Origin of the sequence: Candidatus Leptofilum sp., from assembly GCF_965223525.1 — a bacterium.
GTDB lineage: Bacteria > Chloroflexota > Anaerolineae > Promineifilales > Promineifilaceae > Leptofilum.
In genome coordinates this window covers 230,346-249,258 of the sequence record NZ_OZ245005.1, presented here as the reverse complement: position 1 = coordinate 249,258, position 18,913 = coordinate 230,346, and the positions used below count along the sequence as shown (strand labels likewise).

The 18,913-nt window shown below is 51.5% G+C and carries 14 protein-coding genes, 1 tRNA gene and 1 pseudogene; 3 read left to right on the top strand and 13 right to left on the bottom strand.

Features of this window, described 5'->3' with window-relative positions; all coding sequences use genetic code 11:
• Positions 1-48 precede the first annotated feature (48 nt).
• Positions 49-2,541: an ATP-dependent Clp protease ATP-binding subunit gene (locus ACOQPM_RS18215; protein WP_420631685.1), complete on the bottom strand. Its 2,493-nt coding sequence runs from the start codon at positions 2,539-2,541 to the stop codon at positions 49-51.
• 217 nt (positions 2,542-2,758) lie between these two features.
• Positions 2,759-3,910, bottom strand: a complete 1,152-nt coding sequence (locus ACOQPM_RS18210) for a 30S ribosomal protein S1 (RefSeq protein WP_420631684.1) — start codon at positions 3,908-3,910, stop codon at positions 2,759-2,761.
• Positions 3,911-4,123: 213 nt separating this feature from the next.
• Between ACOQPM_RS18210 and ACOQPM_RS18205 the strand changes: the two genes are divergently transcribed.
• The 3 genes from ACOQPM_RS18205 to ACOQPM_RS18195 all read left to right on the top strand — a co-directional run bounded on the left by ACOQPM_RS18205 (position 4,124) and on the right by ACOQPM_RS18195 (position 11,591).
• The gene (locus ACOQPM_RS18205; protein ID WP_420631683.1) at positions 4,124-7,045 is read left to right on the top strand and encodes an ArnT family glycosyltransferase; all 2,922 of its coding nucleotides are present in this window, start codon (positions 4,124-4,126) and stop codon (positions 7,043-7,045) included.
• Positions 7,042-9,876 (top strand): glycosyltransferase family 39 protein, encoded by a 2,835-nt coding sequence (locus ACOQPM_RS18200; protein WP_420631682.1) that lies wholly within the window; start codon positions 7,042-7,044, stop codon positions 9,874-9,876. Before ACOQPM_RS18205 ends, ACOQPM_RS18200 begins: the two co-directional genes overlap by 4 nt.
• A 575-nt stretch (positions 9,877-10,451) precedes the next feature.
• Positions 10,452-11,591, top strand: coding sequence for a potassium channel family protein (locus ACOQPM_RS18195; protein WP_420631681.1), 1,140 nt, complete (start codon positions 10,452-10,454; stop codon positions 11,589-11,591).
• Here the strand turns inward: ACOQPM_RS18195 and ACOQPM_RS18190 are convergent.
• The 11 genes and pseudogenes from ACOQPM_RS18190 to hoxE form a co-directional block, all read right to left on the bottom strand.
• Positions 11,480-11,791: pseudogene (locus ACOQPM_RS18190) on the bottom strand (hypothetical protein); the annotation flags it as partial. The gene ACOQPM_RS18195 and the pseudogene ACOQPM_RS18190 overlap by 112 nt on opposite strands.
• Before the next feature lie 50 nt (positions 11,792-11,841).
• Positions 11,842-12,045 (bottom strand): hypothetical protein, encoded by a 204-nt coding sequence (locus tag ACOQPM_RS18185; protein ID WP_420631680.1) that lies wholly within the window; start codon positions 12,043-12,045, stop codon positions 11,842-11,844.
• A 160-nt stretch (positions 12,046-12,205) separates the two neighbouring features.
• Positions 12,206-12,706 carry a hypothetical protein gene (locus ACOQPM_RS18180; protein WP_420631679.1) on the bottom strand — a complete coding sequence of 167 codons (501 nt, stop codon included), beginning with the start codon at positions 12,704-12,706 and terminating at the stop codon, positions 12,206-12,208.
• Complete coding sequence (locus ACOQPM_RS18175; protein WP_420631678.1) at positions 12,685-12,927, bottom strand: hypothetical protein; 243 nt, start codon at positions 12,925-12,927, stop codon at positions 12,685-12,687. The genes ACOQPM_RS18180 and ACOQPM_RS18175 overlap by 22 nt, the downstream gene beginning before the upstream one ends.
• 214 nt (positions 12,928-13,141) lie before the next feature.
• Positions 13,142-13,214 (bottom strand) — tRNA-Asp (locus ACOQPM_RS18170).
• A gap of 117 nt (positions 13,215-13,331) precedes the next feature.
• Positions 13,332-13,781: a hydrogenase maturation protease gene (locus tag ACOQPM_RS18165; RefSeq protein WP_420631677.1), complete on the bottom strand. Its 450-nt coding sequence runs from the start codon at positions 13,779-13,781 to the stop codon at positions 13,332-13,334.
• Between the two features lie 121 nt (positions 13,782-13,902).
• Positions 13,903-15,327 carry a Ni/Fe hydrogenase subunit alpha gene (locus tag ACOQPM_RS18160; protein WP_420631676.1) on the bottom strand — a complete coding sequence of 475 codons (1,425 nt, stop codon included), beginning with the start codon at positions 15,325-15,327 and terminating at the stop codon, positions 13,903-13,905.
• A gap of 92 nt (positions 15,328-15,419) precedes the next feature.
• A complete protein-coding gene (locus ACOQPM_RS18155) occupies positions 15,420-15,953 on the bottom strand; it encodes an NADP oxidoreductase (protein WP_420631675.1) in 534 nt (177 codons plus the stop codon).
• Complete coding sequence (gene hoxU, locus ACOQPM_RS18150; protein ID WP_420631674.1) at positions 15,950-16,678, bottom strand: bidirectional hydrogenase complex protein HoxU; 729 nt, start codon at positions 16,676-16,678, stop codon at positions 15,950-15,952. Before hoxU ends, ACOQPM_RS18155 begins: the two co-directional genes overlap by 4 nt.
• Positions 16,675-18,321: an NADH-quinone oxidoreductase subunit NuoF gene (nuoF, locus tag ACOQPM_RS18145; RefSeq protein ID WP_420631673.1), complete on the bottom strand. Its 1,647-nt coding sequence runs from the start codon at positions 18,319-18,321 to the stop codon at positions 16,675-16,677. The genes hoxU and nuoF overlap by 4 nt, the downstream gene beginning before the upstream one ends.
• On the bottom strand, positions 18,311-18,817 hold the full coding sequence (hoxE, locus tag ACOQPM_RS18140) for a bidirectional hydrogenase complex protein HoxE (protein ID WP_420631672.1): 507 nt from the start codon (positions 18,815-18,817) through the stop codon (positions 18,311-18,313). The genes nuoF and hoxE overlap by 11 nt, the downstream gene beginning before the upstream one ends.
• Positions 18,818-18,913 lie beyond the last annotated feature (96 nt).

Genomic DNA, 18,913 nt, shown 5'->3' with positions numbered 1-18,913 from the left:
CATCAGCGCCAGGGCTTTTTTGATCTTTGTACCGTTTTATGTGCTAAATCACGAAGTGGCGGGTACGGCCGTTTCTTCCACATTTTTCAAAACGATTTCATCGTCTTCCACGTCAATCGTTACCACATCACCATTAGTAAAATGACCTGCTAAAACAGCATCAGATAAACGGTCTTCCACCTCAGTTTGAACAAGCCGGCGCAGAGGGCGTGCTCCAAATTCAGCATCATAGCCATGTTCACCCAGCCAGTCGCGGGCTGCATCAGTGGCACTAATTGAAAGTTCGTGCTCAAGTAATCTCTCATTCACTTCGCTCAGAATAATATCTACAATTTGGCGAATATTTTCTTTGCTTAGTTGGCGGAACACCACAATGCTGTCCACCCGGTTGATAAACTCAGGCCGGAACTGCCGTTTTAGCTCGTCCATCAACGTTTTACGCATTTCGCGGTGCTGCTCTTGCTCAACCTGGGCGTCATCCCGCTGAAAGGCAAACCCCAGGTTTGGCCCACGCCGAATGGTGTCTGCCCCAACGTTGGAGGTCATGATGATGATGGTATTGCGGAAGTTGATTTTTTGCCCTTTGGCATCAGACAGATGACCTTCTTCCATAATTTGCAGCAAAATGTTGAACGTTTCAGGATGGGCCTTTTCAATTTCATCAAAGACGACAATGGAATACGGCCGTCTCCGCACCGCTTCCGTCAACTGCCCAGCGTCTTCATAGCCAACGTATCCTGGGGGCGAACCAACCAGTCGAGCCACATTGTGCCGCTCCATAAATTCAGACATATCTAGCTGCACAAGTGAATCTTCACTGCCAAACAGGAATTTGGCCAATGCCTTCGTGAGTTCGGTTTTCCCCACGCCTGTTGGGCCGAGGAAAATGAAAGAGCCAATTGGGCGTTGTGGGTCTTTTAAACCAGCACGCGCTCGCCGAACAGCTTTAGCAATCGCTTCAATTGCCTCGCCCTGCCCGACGATATGTTTATGCAATTCATCTTCCATTTCCAGCAGCCTGGCTGACTCTTCCTGGGTAAATTGGTAAATCGGAATGCCGGTCCACATGGACAAAACTTCAGCAATATCTTCGGCCGTTACGCTAACTGAATTCTCTTGTTCAGCACTGCCGGCGCGTAGCTGATCTAGTTGACGCTGAATTTCTTCTTCACGTTCATTTAGGTGCATCACGTCTTCGGTGCGGCGTTCATCCTCTGCAATTTTTCGCTCGGTGCGGAGGTCTCGCAGCGTGTCATAGGCTTCACGAATGTCCGCAGGTTGCGGAACGCGATACATGCGAACCCGTGATGCGCTTTCATCTATCAGGTCAATGGCCTTGTCTGGCAAAAAGCGGTCGGTGACATACCGTGTGGAAAGATTAACGGCCGCTTCAATTGCTTCTTCAGTAATAAAAAGATTGTGATGCTTTTCGTAAGCACCTTTAATGCCGTGCAAAATTTCAATGCTTTCTTCAGGAGTTGGCTCGTCTACATGAATGGGTTGGAAGCGACGTTCCAAAGCAGCGTCACTTTCAATGTATTTGCGGTACTCTTCCAGCGTGGTGGCGCCTATCGTTTGCAACTCACCGCGCGCCAGCGCAGGTTTCAAAATGTTGGCGGCGTCTACAGAGCTGCCAGCAGAACCGGCCCCAACCAGCATATGCACCTCGTCTATGAACATGATGGCATCGCTGGATTTAAGTTCTTCAATGACGCGCTTGAGGCGTTCCTCAAACTGACCTCGGTACATGGTGCCAGCCACTAAGCTGCCTACGTCTAGCTGCAAGACTCGCTTGTTATGGAGAATGTCGGGGACACGGCCGTCTATGATGCGTTGGGCCAAACCCTCGATGATGGCAGTTTTGCCAACACCAGGCTCCCCAATGAGCGCTGGGTTGTTTTTGGTGCGACGTGCCAATATTTGGATAACCCGCTCGATTTCCATGCTGCGGCCAATAACTGGGTCTAGCTTATTCTCCTCTGCTAGAGCGGTCAGGTCTGTTGCCAATTGATCCACCATTGGGGTTTTGCTTTTTTCTTTCTTGGCAGCACGGCGGGGAGTGGAACTGCTACTTTCGCTAGCTGCAACTGGGCTTTCGCGCAGCATGCGGCGGGTTTGCCGCCGAATTTGCTCTGCGCTAATGCCAAATTTACGCAAAACATCAATCGCCAAGCCTTCATTTTGCCGTGCCAAGCCCAGCAGCAAATGCTCGGTGCTGATGTAATGCTGCCCCATTCGTCGGGCTTCTTCTACGGCTAATTCCAAAACGCGCTTGGTACTAGGGGAAAGTTCAATTTTGGTGAAGGGGGTTCGGGTGCCAGGGCCACCTGACAGTCGCTCGACCATTGCCTGAACGCGCACTGCATCCAGACCTAGTTCACGCAGCACACGCCCCGCGACGCCACCTTCTTCACGCAGCAAGCCAATGAGGACATGTTCACTGCCGATGTAGTTGTGATTTAAACGTTCAGCTTCTTCTTGAGCTAAACTCAAAACGCGTCTGGCGCGTTGTGTAAAACGTTCCCAATTTTTAGAGTTCACCGGTGCTCACCTCGGTTCTTGGTAACCGTTCGATATAAAGATTACACTGCCGTATCGAAATCGAACGGTTACTTTAGGCCCATTCACAAATTTAAAGGCAATTTGGAATAGGTTATTCACATTCGTGATTGCAGACTGGGTGAACAACTTTCCAGTGTTAGTAGCGATGGCCGTTTCCAATACTATGTTACTGTGTACGGCTCCCCACTATTTCCCACTACTCCTGGATAGTTGTTAATTTTTCCAGGTCTGCCTCAACGAACTTGTCAGAAACAACTTGTTTTATGCTCAAGCCCAACTGTCGTTGGTCTTTATCCACACGAATAATGCGGACTGTTACCGTTTGAGAAGGTTGTACTACATCTCGCGGGTGATTCACATGATTCTCAGACAACTCTGAGATATGAATCAAACCTTCCAGGGCATAATCATCTTCTAGCCGGGCAAAGGCACCATATTTAGTGATCTTGGTAATGGTTGCTTCTAGCAACTGCCCGACGGAATAATACTCATCAATGATGGTCCACGGGTCTGGCTCCATACGCTTCAGGCTCAGTGCCAACCGTTCGCGATCTTCATCAATGTTGAGAACATAAACTTCTACTTCATCCCCAACTTTCAGGATGTCTGCCGGGGCGTTTACACGCTTCCAGCTAAGTTCTGATAAATGAACAAGGCCTTCAACGCCGCCAACGTCAATAAATGCCCCAAAATCTGCTAAATTGATAACGCGCCCTTTCAGGACATCGCCTTCGCTGAGCTTCCCTAAAATTTCGGCACGTTTGGCTTGACGGGCTTCTTTTTCAGCAGCTCTCTCAGATAAGATTAAACGGCCTCTCTTACGATCTACCTCAATGACTTTGGTTTGAATCATGCTGTTGGTAAGTTTGCCATTTTGTTTTTCGCCATAGTTGCGACGGCGACTAATTTGGGAGTTGGGTACAAATCCGCGCAATTGACCTAATTTAACCAAAAGACCGCCTTTATTTTGGCCAATGACCTTGCCTTCATACACATCCTGCGATGCCATCAGCGCTTCTGCTTTATTCCAGTCAAGCTCTTCTGCCGCTTTGGCGTACGAGACAATGACATTGCCGTATTGGTCTTCTGTATTGACGATGTAAACAGACACCTCATTACCAACAGAAAGCAGTGCACGGGTTTCGTCATCCATCTGCTGCAATTCGGAACCAGAAATCACACCTTCAGACTTGGCGCCGATATCAATCAATATTGCATTGTTACGATGTTCAATTACCCATCCTTGTCGTGTTTCTCCAATTGAGGGTAAGTTTAATTCCTCGGCCAACAGGAATTCCATTGGGTGGCTTTTTTCGCCCCCTCCTAAATTTGCTACATTGTCACTCAAAACTCTTCATCCTCACTTTCAATTTACCACTTGGGCATTTTCTCCGATTATACTGGGTTTGATGTTGCTGGCAATATAACATTACTCCTGTTAATGATGTTCATATGGTAACAGATGAAATGGTTGGTGATATTTCCGCAACGGCCGTTTCTCCCCATCTAGCCCCCACAAAATAAGTATCCACCTAACCCGCTTTGGGATATGATTGTGGTAATGAAACTGTTCTTGCAGTGGCAACGGCCGTTATCTTCCCGCCAAGCCACCATTTTTTCAATTTTGCTATTTGTGGCTGCGCTTTTGCCACGTTTGGCGGCATTGGGTAACTACATTACGCCCGACGAGCTCAATTGGGTGCATCGTTCGGTGCTGTTCCATCAGGCGTTGGGGCAGGGTGAGTGGGTGGCTACGTTGACCACGGGGCATCCGGGGGTGCTAACCACCTGGTTTGGGGCGTTAGGGATTCAGGTGCAGCTATGGCTACGGCCGACTGACATCGCCGTTTATGATTGGATTACCCATCTGGCTTGGCTGGCCCCGGAAAATACGGCCGCATTTCCCCAACTAGCCACCTTTTTGAGTGCTGGGCGCATTGCGGTAGCAGGTGTCAATAGTTTGGGATTGCTCGCCATTTTTGGGCTGGCGCGGCGATTGGCAGGTGACTGGGCGGCGGCGGTGGCAACAGGTTTGCTGGCGCTCGATCCATTTGTGGCGGGTTTGTCTGGCTTGCTACATGTGGATGGTCTGCTGACCACCTTCACCACAATTTCTCTTCTTGCCTTAGCAATTGCCCTAACCAGCCCAAAAAGTCCGCATCCATCCGCGTCCATCCGCGTCCCATTACTGTTTACGGCCGTTTCTGGAGCGGCGGCTGGTTGTGCCATTTTAGCCAAATCGGCGGGGCTAACGTTGATTCCGTTTGCTGGGTTGGCATTTGTTGTAGCGTTGCTGGCTTGGCGAGTCCAGTGGCGAAGGAGCGTGGCACTTGGGCTGATTTGGCTGGCAGCCATGATAGCGATTCAGTTTGTGTTGCTGCCTGCTTTATGGGCAGATCCTGCAGGCAGTTATGAAACAATTATTAGCACTATTTTTCATGAAACTGAGGAAGCTCTCCCGCGAACGTTTTTTGCCGGTTTTTATAAGCAGGAACACGGTTCTGTTTTTTATCCGGTGGCGCTGCTGTTTCGGCTGAACCCGATACCGTTTGCGGGGCTGCTGTTGGCTGCTTTGTTTGGCCTGCGCTGGAAGCAGTTGCCCACAGGCTGGTGGCAACTGCCGTTTCTGTGGATTTCCCTATTCTGGCCGATTTTTTTCATTATTGTTCTGGCGCAAGCGACCAAAAAGTATGATCGTTACCTGTTACCTGCGCTTCCGCTGCTTTATCTGCTGGGTACGTTGGGTTGGGGACAGTTGCTCCGGTTACGGCCGTCCTTGACGCGGCATGTGGTGGTTGGCGGGAGCGCTGCTGCGCTGGTGTATTTGCTTACGGCCGTTCCCTACTTGCTCAATGCCTATAATCCACTTGCGGGTGGAACGCTAACGGCCAAACACATCATGCCGCTGGGCTGGGGGGAAGGAGTGAGCGCAGCCGCGCAGTGGCTGGCTGAACAGCCTGGTGTAGCGGAGAAAACGGCCGTTGTGAGCATTGGCCCGGCTTTTGCCCCATTTTTCCCTGGCCGCACTTTAATAAATGTCGAGAATAATCGGCAAGAAGCTGATTTCATTGTGGGTACATTAGCCAATCTACAAGTAGATCACTTTCGTTATAATCCTTGTTCGGGGCCAAGATTAGTTCATTGTATTCGGTACGATGGCGAGATTCAGGCGTGGATTTATGCAAATAATGATCCAATTGAGCCAGAAATTGTGTGGCGGGCGCAGACAGTTCAGTTTGGTGGGCAGATTGAGTTGCTGGCTGCGGGTACGGCCGTTCAAGATGATCAACTGGATATTTTTGTGCAGTGGCAGTTGGTGCAGCCGACAGACGGCCGTTTCAACGTCCAAATCCGCCTACTGGATGAAAACGACCAGCTTTGGTTACAACTGGAAATGCCGCTGTTAAATGAAATCTATTTTTACCCGGAAGATTGGCAGGCGGATGAGCAACCTATCTGGCACTATCCGCTGGAATTGCCGCCTGGTTTGCTGCCTGCTCAATACCGTATGGAGCTATCCCTGTTTGCCGATGAAAGTGGGGCGCAGCTGCCCGTGGTGGGGGCAGACGGCCGTTTTGCAGGCGTGGTGCAACCCATCGCCGAGTTGGATGTTGTCCCCGCGCCACTCTTCCAAACCGCACCGCTGTCGCTTCAGTCGGAACCACAACCGTTGCTGGACAATACTTTGCTTTTCTTAGGGCAAGCTGATTTGCCAGAGAGCATCCTAGCGGCGAGCAATTTCACAGTGGATTTATATTGGCAGGGGTTGGCTGATCTGTCCGCTGACCTTCAGCTTCAGTTTTGGGCCAATGAGTTGCCGCTGATGACGCTTCCACTAAGTCGCTTCGACACAGCGCTGTGGCGGCCCGGGCAGGTGATCCATGAAAAATACCGTGTGGCGGTTCCGGCAGAGTTGGCAGCAGGGCCACACGATCTTCGTGTAGACATTTTGGATGGCAACGGCCGTTCCCTCTCAGAACTAATCAGTTTAGGCACGATGAGTGTGGTATCGCCAGACCGTCTGTTTAGTCTGCCAGACGATATTGGCCAGCCGGTTTTGCTGCGCTTTGGCGATTTGATTTCATTGCGCGGTTACGATTTGCAGGCGAGAACAGCCGTTACTTCGACTTTGCCCAGCACAAGCCCTGGTGACCCCATTCAGCTAACTTTGTATTGGCAGGCAGACCGCCAGACAGTTGGAATTTTCTCTACATTTGTGCATTTTGTGGGGCCGGATGGCCAAATTGTGGTTCAGGGGGATCAGTGGCCGGGCGGTTTGCCCAGCAACACCTGGGCCGCAGGCCAGGTGATCATAGATGAATATGCCATTCAACTGCCAGACGATGCCCCGACGGGCAGCTACCAAATCGTACTGGGGCTGTATAAGGTAGCCACCGGTCTGCGTCTGCCCATTTTGGCAGAAGATGGCACGGTGCTGCCCAGTGACCAATTTGTGTTGCCATTGCTAGAGGTGGCGCGGTGAGGACACTGGCCACAGCCTCCGGCATGAGCAAGCTGCAGCGTTTGTTTTTGCTGCTGTTGATTTTGCTGCCTGCCTTCTGGTTGCGAATTTTTTTGCTAGACGGCCAAAGTTTGTGGTGGGACGAGGGCATCAGCTTACATTTAGCCACGGCCAGCTTTGCCGAGATTGCCGCCAATCGCGCGGCTAACATTCACCCGCCACTTTATTTCTTCCTGCTCAAAATTTGGGTGTTGCTGACGGGAACAACGCCGTTTGCGGCACGTTATTTTTCCGCATTGGCTAGCTTTTTGCAGGTGGCGCTGGTGTATGCGGTGCTGCGGGATTGGTTTGGACAGCGAACGGCCGTAATCGGCATGGTGCTAACGGCCGTTTGGTCACTCTCGGTGGTGTACGGGCAGGAAGTGCGGGTTTACGCCTTTTTGCCACTGACGTACCTGCTTTTGTTGCTGCTAGCAAACCGCGTTGCCTTTGAACAACCGACGCGCCGAATCTGGTTAGCGTTTGGTTTGGCTGAGTGGCTGGCACTGCACCTGCACTACAACACACTCTTTTTGTTGATTTTTGTGAATGGTTGGCTGCTTGCCAGATTTTTGTTACCTTCAGGATTTCAAGCGAGTGGCCGCGAATTATCGCAAAAAATTCGCGCAAATTCGCGTAATTCGCGGCAAACCCCTGCTTTGAGGAACTGGTTCAAGATGCAGGTAGGCGTGGGATTGGCGAGTTTGCCCTGGGTAACGGCCGTTCTCCTCAACCGTCTCAGCGGAGGGGCCACCAGCAACCTGGGTAACATCTCAGACCAGCCGCCAGCGTGGGATTTTGTGCTGCCTCAGGTTTGGGGCTTTCATCTAACTGGCCTGGTGAATGTGCTGGCGAAGCCGAGCGTCCAGTTGGCCGCCATTGGCCTGATTGTGCTAATTCTGCTGCTGCTGGTGTGGGTTTGGCTACAGCGGCAAAATCAGTGGGGGGTGTGGCTATTTACGGTTTGGTTGCTGCCGCTGTTTTTGAGTTTCTCGCTCTGGCTGCTGCGTTCATTTTCTCATCCGCGCTACATCGCTATGTTTGCCTATGGTTTTTTGCTGCTGCTAGCCTATTTGCTTACGCCTCGCATTGGCGCGCGGACGCTGCCTGCCTTTTTGGCGAACGGGATGCGCCTGGTGACGGCCGTTCTCTTCATTTGGATTTCTGGCTGGGGGCTGCAACATTACTTTTTTGACCCCGCATTTGCCAAAGACGACATGCGCCAAATCGCCGCCATTTTGGAAGCCGAGACCGAGCCATCCGATCTGATTTTGGTGCCGCTAACCGACTGGAGCATGCCGTTTGTGTACGACGGCGACGCACCGATTCAGATGGCCGATGCTTTTCATCAGGAACAAACGTGGCTTGATTTGGCGAACTGGACTGCTGGCTCCACGCACGTTTACACGGTGGATTACGCTGACAATTTTTACGATTGGCAGGGAATGGTACCGTTTGCATTGGAAAGCGCAGGTAACCTGGTACGGCGCTGGCGTGTGGATGATTTGACACTGAGCCAGTATCGGCTGGATCGCCCTGTGACTGAGCCGGAATTGCTGCCGCGAGACGGCCGTTTCGGTGACGTTTCTTTTCTCGGTAGCTGGGTGGTGCCCACCGCCACCGCTGCCGATGGCGTGACGGTGGCTCTGCAATGGCAGCTTTTGGCTTCGGTGACGCATAACTATGCCATTGTGCTGGACGTGACAGACAGTACGGGGCTTGAGCTGGCTGACCGGGATGATCAGTTGGTAACGCTCAACGGCCGTGCCACCAACCGCTGGGAGGTGGGCGAAGTTGTGACCACGTACCATTTTGTGCCGTTCAAGCGCGGCACGCCGCCGCTGGCCTACAATGTCAACCTGCGCGTTTACATCGTTCGGGGGGAAGTGCAGACATTGGACTTTATCAACAATCAAGGCACACCGTTGGGGCAAAATCTGTTGTTGGGGCAGGTGCAGGTGGAACGGTCGTTGCCCAACCAAGCCCACGTTTACGGCGCAGAGCACCCCTACCCGCCGCTGCCGGAACCGCTCCAACTGGCGGATGGCTTGCAGTTAACCCACGTTTTGCTCACCACTACATTTTTGCGACCAGGGCAGGCGTTGGGCGTGCAGCTTGGTTGGCAAAGTAGCCAGCCGCTGCCCGATTTGCGTCCCAACTTTGTGCTGCGGCAGGATGGCCAGCCGCTAGCGCAAGATGACAGCGCACCCTCGCAGGATCAGTACCCTACCAATTTGTGGCGAGCTGGTGAATTTGTGTGGGAACAGCGTTTGATGACTGTACCTGCAACGGCCGTTTCTGGCGCAGCAACGCTCTTTGCGGAATTAGGCGACACCAGCTTTGCCCTAGGCGAGGTGCAAATCATCGTGGATGAGCGCACCTTTGTGCCACCCGCGCCACAGGTGCCGCTAGATGTGACTTTTGGTGACGTGGCGCGGCTGGTGGGTGTTGATCCGCCGCCCACGCAGGTGCCTACAGGCCAGCCCATCCCGCTGACGCTGTATTGGCAAGCGCTGGGTACAGGAGAGCCGGTGAGCTACACGGTGTTTGCCCAGGTGCTGGCGGTCGAAGACGGCCGTCTCGTTGCTCAACACGATGCCGCCCCAAACAACGGCCGCCGCCCCACCACAGGCTGGGTTGAAGGTGAGTACATTCAGGATGCCCACCAACTGCGCTGGCGAGAAATGAACTTCACCGGAGAAGGTCAAATTATTGTGGGATTGTATGATCCAGCTACGGGTGAAAGATTAACGCTGCCAAACGGCCGTGACGCTTTCGCTCTCCCTGTGCCACTAACCGTTGTAGGTGAGTAAAGCTACTCTGAATCGGTGCGTTCCCAATACCAGCAGCAGGAACCTATGCCAAAAATGTGGTTCAAATCAACTGGAGCTTCTCCGTTGAGGAAATCAAGCGACACTTGGATTTCACCTTGGTTGGGACGGGCAATCCAAAGCGCATATATACAATGATATAAATGCCTTCACCACGATGGAGATCATGGTAATATTCATCTGTTTCAATGATAATTTCGTGAGTTGGCTTGGTCGTTCCAAAGTAGGCTTTTAGTTCTTCTTCAGATAAGGGACTAACAGCCGAAGGGCGACGTTCTTCAGAAACCCCGAATACAACATCAAGGATTGAAGATGTGCCTGCTCCAGAAAGCCCATTTTGTCAAATGATCGCTTTCGCTTGAGAGTCGTTTCATTCGGCGGCCGTTTCCCCTCAGCGACGATTACGTGACGAAACGTTGATTGGAGCATTATGAAACGATGATTATTGTGATTGGGCTGCTGCTTGATACCTTCCATGATATAGTTTGTTGTGCCCTTCACGTTATTTGAACGCATAAAAGCGTGCCTATCCCGCCAAACTTATATAAACTCAATAGATGTTAACTTGGATTGTTGCCTCAATCAGTTCTGTCTTGGGCGAAGTGAAACAGCTACATCGTTCAAGCTTACTCCCTTTGCTACTGCCATTTTTGCTACTAATATTGATTGGAACGGTTGTCTATTCAATCCTTGAAGAATGGACATTATTTGATTCGCTTTATGCCACCATCATCACCATCACGACAGTCGGCTACGGCGATCTATCACCTCAGTCACAAAGCGGCCGTATTTTTGCCATCTTCTTTACTCTTTTCGCCATCGGCTTGGCAGGGTATGCCATTTCAAGCGCGGCGGCGGTTCTATTTGAAACGCAACAACAAAATCGTGAAAAAAGAAAATTCGAGCGACGTATGAACGAAATATCAAAATTGTCAGATCACATTATTGTTTGCGGGGGCAGCATTATTGGCAATCGGGCGGCAGGTGAATTTAAGCGCCGCCAATTTCCATTTGTCATCATTGAGCCAGATGAAGAAAAGCTCAAACGTGCTTTGCTCTGGATGCACGAATCCTACGTTGATAAAAGGATTCGCCACTATGAAAGCCTGGAAGAGGTAGATTGGAGCATTGAGGAGCGCATGAGCATTGATGAGCTGGCACGGGACACGGGGATTCTTTACATGCTCGAAGACCCAACTGAAGAACAACAGCTGCGGACGGCTGGCGTGCATCGTGCTTATGGCATTGTGGCAGCCATGGAAGATGACCGAGACAACACAACGATTATTCTGAGCGCCAGAGATATGGGGAAACGGCTAAATAATCCAAAATTGCGAATTGTTGGCAGCGCTGGGGATGAAATGAATATGCACACCCTCTATTTAGCTGGAGCGGATCGGGTTGTTTCACCCAATATAATGGGGGGCTTCAATCTCGCTTCAAATATGCTCGACCATGATGCGGCCGAATTTTGGGACAATATGCTTTTTCAGCAGAGTCAAAACCTGCGGTTTGGCGATATGCATGTGCGTGACTATCCAGATATTGTTGGCTGGACAGCAGATGAATTAAGACAAAAATTGGCTCAACTTGTCATTGCCATTCGCCGCAATGGGGAATTTAGGCATATGCCAGCGCCAGAAGAGGTGATCCATGCTGATGATGTCCTAATCGTCATCGGCAATAACCTTAAATGAAAGATGTATGAACCACAGGAGCCACAGCTATGAAAACTTTGCACACTCATAGATTGGGGCATAAAAAGCATCACTAGCCCATCCCACCCTTCTCGTTCATCTGTCCACGGATGCCGTCCGCTCCACCCTTTTTTGGCAACTTCCAAAGCACGCTCATAGGGTAAAGGCGCATGTAAACTACCTTCAGGATGAATGTGGGCAAATTCGCGGCCAGACTACTCTCTTTCAACTTGTCAAAGAAATTTTAGAATCATTTGGCGTTGAATGTGTCGGCCGAGATACACAGAATCGTCAATTTTGCTGCTCGACGTGCTTGCTCCTGTTCCTCATCCAGGTCGCCGATGCGCTTGGTTAGTGCTTTAATTTGCAACAAGATTTGGCCGATGGCTTGTTCATTGGTGAGTTTTTCTGCTGACCACAGCCGGAGAAGTTGATCTAAATCGTAGCTGCTCATGGCGTGGTCTCCTGCTGTGGTTGCAAATAATTTTCCAAGCGGCGTAATGCACCCCAGGAGGGTGCGGGGATGTCGTTGCGGGGGAGGCGGGTGATGAAGAAGGCATTGTTGCCGTGTCGGCTACTACGGCCGCGTAGCTAGCAATAATGCACCCAGCGATTTACCATATCTTGCGTGACATGGGGTTCGCCACCAGCCGTTGGGCTGTGCTGCGTGACAGACCGAAGTCAACGAGGGTGGCGATCATTTCTGGCCACAAAGCCATTTCAGCCTCCCAATCTGGGAACCGGTGGCGAATTGTCCCGGCAAACGGCGGATTGGTCATGATGATGTCGAATGATTTGTTGGCAACGTTTTTCTGGTAGTTGGAGTCCCGCCTCCACTCCCGCGGGTCTAAGCTGCTCATGTGGTACACGTTGGTATCGCAGGCTTCATCTAGCAAAGCCTCTAAACGGTCAAATTGCTTTTCTGGCTCATCGGCCGTCACGCGGAAGCGGCAAATGGAACTGTCATCATTGGGATCATCGGAAGCATTTTCCTCATCCCAGACTTTTACAAAAAAGAGTTTGAAAACTTCTTCAAACACGTCCACGCTTGCACTGGCTAAAACCTCTTCCTGCATTTGCAACACTAGGTCAATTAAATCCTCTGCTGGCTGCAAATCCTTTTTGCGAATCGGCTCGCGTACATCATCAATTGCCGCACCACTTCCTCTGACTTGGCAATATAATCCCGATCCCGTACCATGCAGCGAATGCGGACACGGCCGTTCTTCTCGAACATCTGCAAGCGTTTCTTTTCTTGGGTTGTGAACAGGTCTAATTTGTATTTGACTTTGGGGTCACGAAAGATGCGATCTAGCAATTGATCCGTGGTAAACATAGACTCTCGCTTTCAAACATGGCTGGACACTTGTATCGCCTTTTAGTTTAACGTAAACAGATAAGGTGGGCGAAGTGAGGCAGCAATAGACAGGAAGAACGAATATTAAGTTGAAGAATCATTGATCGCGGGAGCGAAGATGGTTGTTCCCGCGATCGGCTGAAACAAAAAAGCCCTCGAATGTTCGAGGACTTTTATTGTATTTTGGACTCTACGGGAGCGACGGGGATCGAACCCGCGATCTCTGGCTTGACAGGCCAGCGTGTTAACCACTACACCACGCCCCCTAATTAAGCGAACGAGATGATAGCAAATGTTAGGTAAACTGTCAAAAATTTGATGCAAAACACTCAGTTTTTTTCTGGCTCAAAATGTAAACATGCTCTTAGGGGAAATGTTCCCTATTAAAGAGATGTGGGAACGCCAGCGAGCTGCTTGATTTGACTGATGGCGACCCGGATTGCTTGCTCCACGAGTGTAGATAATTCTTCCCGATAGCCAAAGTTGTGTCCGGTGATGGTAACGAGATGAGCAGGCGGCATACGGCCGTACAGTTTCACTCCCAACGCCAACAACACCCCCGGATGCAGATGATGGCTGGCGGTTGTTCCATCCGTCGCGGGCGAAACGGCCGTTACCGTGACATTTCCTAGCTTCCCAACCATACTAGCGTCCACAAAAATTATCTGTGCCGCCTCGTGGAATCGGTCTATAAGTTCTGGCAAAAGTTGATGCGTATGTACGGCCGTAATTCCCTCAAATGGCTCTGTCAACAGCCTATCCACCACTGCCCAGCCAATACCATCATCCCCGCGTAGCGGATTGCCAATGCCAACAACAATCGTTTCGTCCATCGTACCTTCAGGAAAAAAAGAGCGCGGCAACTATCCTCGCTTTACCTGTAAGCCACCTACCTCGCCTATCTCTTACCGTTCTCTGATCACCAAATACTGATCACTGAATACCAACCCCAGCTTACCCGCGCCGTACCGAGTCAATCAGCTCCCCGTCTGGGCTCAACAACTGCACATCCAGCGGATACTGTCCAGCGGCATGTGTCGAGCAGCTCAAACAGGGATCGAAGGTGCGGATGACCGCCTCAACTCGATTTAGCATCGGTTCTTCTATTTTTGCCGAACGGATGAATTGACGAGCTACTTGCAGCACGCCTTTGTTCATCGCTAAATTATTGTGTCCCGTAGCAATTATTAAGTTCACCCAGGTAATCAGCCCATTTTCATCAATTTTGTAATGGTGCATCAACGTACCGCGCGGTGCCTCAGACGTGCCAATGCCTTCAAACGCATTTGGCTCTGCATGAGCACGCACGTGCTTGTTCAAAATGCTTGGATCGCCTAGTAGCTGCTCAATGCGCTCGATGCAATATAGAATTTCAACCAAACGTGCGTAATGGTATTGGAATGAACTCAATACCGCCCCGCGCTGCAACATGCGAAACTCTGCCCATTCCTGATCTGCCAGCGGCGTACCGCAGCGAGAAATAATATTCATCCGAGCCAACGGCCCAACGCGGTAGATACCGTTAGGGTAGCCCATTGGTTTATAAAACGGTGACTTTAAGTAAGAGTCTGGCTCCACGGCTTCCGCAATAAAGTCAGCATACTTGGTTGGGTCTAGCTGGTCGGCCACAATGTTGCCCACCGCGTCTACAATCCGCAGCTTGCCATCGTACATTGCCAGTTCGCCATCCGGCCCAACCAAACCCATGAAGAGCGTGGGAAAATTGGCAAAGCTACGAATTTCAGGATCGAAGTTGCCGAAAATGTCCTTGAACCAAGTGAGCGTGCGCTGGATGCGATCCAAAGCATCTGGTACTAGCGCCATGATGCTGCTGTGATGCTCATCTGTTAAGGGGGCGCTGACGCCCCCAGGCACGACCCAGGCCGGATGAATTCGCTTGCCGCCCAACAGCTCGATGATGGACTGTCCAAATTTACGTAGGGCAATACCGTCTTTGGCCAGGTCTGGCTGCTTTTGCATCACGCCAAAAATGTTGCGCTCCACGGGATCAGCATCGAAGCCCATCACAAAGTCTGGCGAAGAAAGATGGAAAAAACTAAGCGCATGGGATTGGATGATTTGGGCCAGATTCATGATGCGGCGTAGATTTGCGGCCGTTTCTGGAATTTTTACCGCCAATAAAGCATCACCTGTCTTGGCAGAGGCCATCAAGTGGCTCACGGGGCATATCCCACAAATTCTGGCGGTGAGGGCAGGCATCTCGTAAAACGGCCGTCCCTCCGTCATCTTCTCAAAACCACGAAACTGAGTTACATGAAACCGTGCGTCTGCCACCTTACCATCGTCACCCAGTTGAATCGTAACTTTGCTGTGTCCCTCAATGCGAGTTACAGGGTCAATTGTGATTGTTTTACTCATAGAAATTTATCCTATCATGAGTAATTGCGTAATTAGGAAACTGAGTAATTGGGTAGGCCAATTACTTGATTACAAAATTACCCAATTACATTTTACGCACCAAACCGCGTCATACCGGTCAAGTCTGGCTCACGCCCGGCCAGCAACTCTGTGACCACATAAAAAATGGTATCCGCAGAGGGTGGGCAGCCGGGAACAAACACATCTACTGGTACAACCTGGTGAATGGGCACGGACATCTCGCGTAATGGTGGAATCACTTTCACCGGAATGTGCTGGTTCTCATCTGCATTTTCCATGTAAGCGCGGTCTAGCAACGCCTCTGGTTTGAACGGATTCCGCATTCCCGGCACGTTTGCCGTCACGGCACAGTCGCCCAACGCCACCAAAATCTTGGTATGAGCCCGCACTTTCTTGATTTTTTCAAAATCTTCCTCGCTGCTCACTGCGCCTTCCACCAGCGTCACGTCTGCCATTTCCGGGAACTCTTTCGTATCAACCAACGGGCTATACAATAAGTCGGCCAGTTTGGCAACGGTTATTAGCCGTTCGTCTATGTCCAGGAAAGACATATGGCAACCAGAGCAGCCATCTAGCCAGACGGTAGCCATTTTTGCCTTGCTCATTGTTCACCTCCGTTTCGCCCTTCGCGCATCAGACGCAGGTAGGGCAAGAACTCATGCTTTTTGCTCATTTCGGCTACCGACGTGCCTTTTTCAAACAGTGCCCCAGTGGGGCAAACCTGTACACATTTGCCACAGCTCGTGCAGCTTTGTGCTTCGCCCCACGGCTGGTTTAGGTCAGCCACAATGCGAGCCTCGGCACCACGCCCCATCACGTCCCAGGTGTGGGCGCCTTCAATCTCGTCGCATACGCGCACGCAGCGGGTGCATAAGATACACCGATTGTGATCCAGGCCAAAGTAAGGATGGCTGGCATCTACGGGCAAATTTGGGTTCAGGTAGGGAACGCTGACGTGCGTCATGCCTAGCTCGTACCCTTTGTCTTGCAGTTCACAGTTGCCGTTAGAAACACAAACGGCGCAAATATGGTTGCGCTCAGAAAAGAGCAGCTCCACTGTTTGTTTGCGATATGTTTTTAGCTTGTCTGAGTTGGTAACGATTTCCATTCCCTCGTCTGGGTAGGTGGTGCAGGCCGGGAAGAGACGATTGGAGCCTTTGATTTCGACCATGCACAGCCGACAGCCCCCATAAGCCGATACGCCTTCGAGGTAGCAGAGGGTCGGAATGCTGATGCCGTTTTCACGGGCTAGTTCCAGGATGGTTTCGTCTTCACGCGCACCAATATCTTGCCCGTCAATTTTGAAGGTGATAATGCGGGATCGTCTCATGATTGCACCTCTGCCGTTTCCATTTCATTTTTGTCGCGCAGTAAATCGGTGTACTCATTGCGGAAATAATGCAGCGTACTGTTCACCGGGTTGGGTGCCGTTTGCCCTAAACCGCACAGGCTCATTTCGCGCACCATCGTACACAACTTTTCCAGCAGCTCAAGATCGTGGCTGGTGGCCTCACCGCGATATATTTTGTCGAGCAAATCATACATTTGCACTGTGCCTACCCGGCATGGCACACATTTGCCGCACGACTCTGTTTTGCAAAACTCCATAAAAAAGCGAGCGACGTCCACCATGTTAGACGTTTCATCCATTACAATCATGCCACCTGACCCCATGATGGAGCCAAGCTTTACGAGCGACTCATAATCAACAGGGGTGTCAAAGTATTTGGCGGGAATGCAGCCGCCCGATGGGCCGCCAGTTTGCACCGCCTTCACCTGATGCCCGCCGGGGATGCCACCACCAATCTCGAAGACAATTTCTTTGAGAGGAATGCCCATTGGTACCTCGATGAGACCTGTGTTGACGATGCTGCCTGCCAGAGCAAACACTTTGGTTCCCTTGCTTTTATCTGTGCCGATGCCTGCGTACCAATTACCACCGTTGCGGACGATGGGCGCGACGTTGGCAAACGTTTCTACATTGTTAATGAGCGTTGGTTCACCCCACAAGCCTAGTTCGGCGGGGTAGGGTGGCCGGGGGCGGGGTTGCCCCCGCTTGCCTTCTACCGAGGCAATGAGTGCTGTTTCTTCACCGCAAACAAATGCACCAGCACCCAAGCGAATTTCAATTTGGAAGTTGAAGGTGGTTCCGCAAATGCCGTCGCCCAGCACGCCGAGCCGCCGCGCCTGGTTGATCGCTTTCTTCAACCGTGCCACAGCCAGCGGGTACTCGCCGCGTACATAAATATAGCCTTTGCGGGCACCAATGGCGTAGCCAGCTAGTGCCATTCCTTCCAATATGCGGTGGGGGTCACTTTCCAGCACAGAGCGATCCATGAAGGCACCGGGGTCGCCCTCGTCTGCGTTGCAGATGACATATTTGCGCTGATTGGCATCGGCTTTGGCCACGGTAGTCCATTTGAGGCCAGTCGGGTAGCCGCCACCACCGCGCCCGCGTAGGCCGCTGCGTAGCACTTCGTCAATTACATCGCTGGGGGTCATTTCGGTAACGGCCGTTAGCAATGCCTCATACCCGCCAACCGCCACATACTCTTCGATGCGTTCAGGGTCTATACGGCCGCTGTTTTCCAACACAATTTTGGTCTGTCGCTGGAAGAAAGGGACATCGGTCTGGCAAACGCGCTCATTCAGCCGTTCGCCCGCGCACGTGGCTGCTACCAAGGCTGGCGCGTCGTCTGCTGTCACATCCTGGTACAAAGTTTCGCCCAGCGATTCATCCTTGTGCAGCACATTTACCAGCGGGCCACGTGAGCAAAGCCCCATGCAGCCTACGCCTTTGGCTTGGCAGCCTTTTTGATTCCCTTCCTTCAGTTCTGCCTGTACCGATTCCAGAACTTTATCACTTTGGGCAGAAAGACAGCTAGCCGCCACACAAACCTGAACGGTGTGATCTAATTTGGCAGTGGCAGCTTGCTCTTTTGCTGTTATCTTTTCAAATCGTTCATACATCATTGTTTGACCACCTCCGCAGGGTTTCCAACGTTCTGGACGGTGTTAGGTTGCCGAGAACTTCGCCATCGAACACCGCCACCGGAGCCAATCCGCACGCGCCGACGCAGCGAGCCGTTAGCAACGACAGTTGCTCATCTGCCGTTGTCTCACCTGGCTTGATGTCGTAACTCTCCTCGACTTGAGCCAGCAGCTTTGGCCCACCCTTGATGTAGCAGGCGGTACCAGTGCAAACAACGCAGCTATGTTTGCCCGCTGGTTTCAGGCTAAATAGGTGGTAAAAGGTGGAAACTCCATAGACCTGGCTCAACGGCACGCGCAAAGAGGTAGCCACATATTGCAGCGATGCCTCATCTAAAAAGCCAAACGACTCCTGCACACTGTGCAACGTCTCGATGAGGGCGCTGCGCCGAAACCCGTTGCGGCGCATAGTTGCCTGGACAAAGCGCCAACGCTTGTCGTCTGTTGGCGGGCTAATTTGCTTGGGATTCGCTAACATGCACACTCCTTTTGTCGAATTTAGCTACAGGGAGCATAGAAAATTGCACTGTAGCTTTTGTTTACGAATGGAAATATCCAGCGAGATCGTTTTGGC